At 46.3% G+C, this 1,390-nt stretch carries 2 protein-coding genes; one reads left to right on the top strand and one right to left on the bottom strand.

Annotated features, from left to right (window positions below; all coding sequences use genetic code 11):
- Positions 1 to 107 precede the first annotated feature (107 nt).
- Positions 108 to 1,127 carry an NADP-dependent oxidoreductase gene (locus tag B4K20_RS04760; protein WP_289282059.1) on the bottom strand — a complete coding sequence of 340 codons (1,020 nt, stop codon included), beginning with the start codon at positions 1,125 to 1,127 and terminating at the stop codon, positions 108 to 110.
- A 90-nt stretch (positions 1,128 to 1,217) separates the two neighbouring features.
- Between B4K20_RS04760 and B4K20_RS17015 the strand changes: the two genes are divergently transcribed.
- Positions 1,218 to 1,390, top strand: a 173-nt coding sequence (locus tag B4K20_RS17015; protein ID WP_414683367.1) for a helix-turn-helix domain-containing protein, incomplete at its 3' end; no start/stop codon positions are given.

Raw genomic sequence — 1,390 nt, forward strand, 5'->3', positions numbered from 1 at the left:
TGTCCGTTGACGGAAGTCAGGGGTGAAGTGCTTATCGGCTGCCTCGTCCACTGTTAGTTTTCGATTGTTAAGCAGGTCCTCAATGGCTTCTTTGAGTTTACTCATTTTTATTCAACTGTGAGTACGAGCTTGCCGCGAAGATGTCCTTGTGCAGAACGCTCATGCGCTTTTTGCGCATCTTGCAGTGCGTAGGTACTGTCGATGGCTACGCGGATGGTTCCATCATTCAACAATGGCGCCAATTCTGCTAGTTGAGTTCCACTTGAACGGACTTGAGTCGCTGAGACAATAAAGCCCATTTTCTCGGCATCTTCCCTACCAGTAAAGCCGAGTGGATAGATGGGAAAAAGTGCGCCGCAAGGTTTAAGTACTTGCAGAAATCGACCTGTTTTTTCACCACCAACGCAATCGATGACTAAATCAATATCTTCAACTTCATTTTCTGGCTTTGTTTGGGTGTAGTCAATGAATATGTCTGCGCCCAGATCACGAACGAAATTTTCATGGCCGCCAGATGCTACAGCGATTACTTTTGCGCCTTTCCATTTAGCGATTTGCACTGCAATGTGACCTACACCGCCAGCGGCACCATTTACAAGTACTGTCTTACCTTCAAGTTCTACTGGCTTGTGTGACTCAGGTTGAAGCGGGTTTGGTGTGTTGTGTCCTGGCTCGATCATGTACTGCCAAGCAGTTAATAGTGACATCGGTGCGCCAGCCGCATGAGCGTGATCTATAGTGGCGGGTTTGATAGCAGCTTCAGATGCCGGTACGTTGACATATTGGGCATAGGCTTTGCTGTCTCCAGTCATACCTTCTGGAAAGCGAACCATTGAATATACCTCGTCCCCAGCTTTAAACTCTGTAATGTCATCGGCAACGGCTTCAACCACACCAGAGACATCCGTACCGAGAATCAATGGGAAGTTAGCTTGTGGCTGCCATTCTTTCGGTAATGCTTTGTATCCATCACGTAAATACCAGTCAGGAGGATTAATGCCTACAGCACGAACTCGAATTTGTATTTCGCCTGATTTAAGCTCAGGTATTGGCGCGTCTTCATAGCACAGTACTTCTGGTCCACCAAAGCTATGTTGCTGCACTGCCTTCATCATTTTATTTATCATTACACTTTCTCCTCAGTTGAAATCGTTTTACAATAAACGGAGCAGTGTTCATTATAAGTGGACTGCTGCTCCGAATGTCAAGAGGATTTTATGAGAGCAGACGCAAAAAAAAATTACGACAATATACTTTCCATTGCACAGGAGGTATTTGCCGAGCAGGGTGCTAACGCCTCTTTACGCGAAGTTGCTCGAAGGGCTGGAATTGGCATGGGGACGCTATATCGCCATTTCCCGAACCGCGAAGCATTGCTTGAAATCATTTT

The sequence above is a fragment of the Methylophaga sp. UBA5088 genome (assembly GCF_002414625.1).
Lineage (GTDB): Bacteria > Pseudomonadota > Gammaproteobacteria > Nitrosococcales > Methylophagaceae > Methylophaga > Methylophaga marina.